1 protein-coding gene is annotated in these 404 nt (G+C 60.1%); it reads right to left on the reverse strand.

The genetic code is table 11. The features are described 5' to 3' along the window. The coding region (locus tag ACODRW_RS24365) for a hypothetical protein (RefSeq protein WP_488906931.1) at positions 1-404 on the reverse strand (404 nt) is incomplete at both ends.

Genomic DNA, 404 nt, shown 5'->3' on the forward strand with positions numbered 1-404 from the left:
TTTGCCCTTTATCAGCGTTGCTGACGCTGGCCGCCGTCAGTTGCAAATCCTTGCCGGCCTGGATCAGGCCCGCACCGTTCTCCAACTGCCCAGCCGTCAGCTTGAACTGGCCATCGCTGCCGAGCAGGCCATCATTGCGCAACACCTCGCTGACGCTGAGGTTCAGGTTTTGCGAACCAATCAGGCTGCCCTTGGCGTTGTTCAGCTGACTCAGTTGAGCATCCAACTGTTGCTGGGCAAACACTTCCCCGCCCTGATTGCTGAGCGTATCCGCCTTCAGGTTCAGGTCTTTGGCGACGATGTGGCCGCCGTCGTTGTTCAGACTGGCTTGCTTCTCCAGCTTCAACTCGCCGGCCGACTGCAGCGTGCCGCCGTGGTTGTCGATGTCGGCGGCCTTGATGTCC

This window comes from Chromobacterium sp. FG89 (assembly GCF_057808735.1).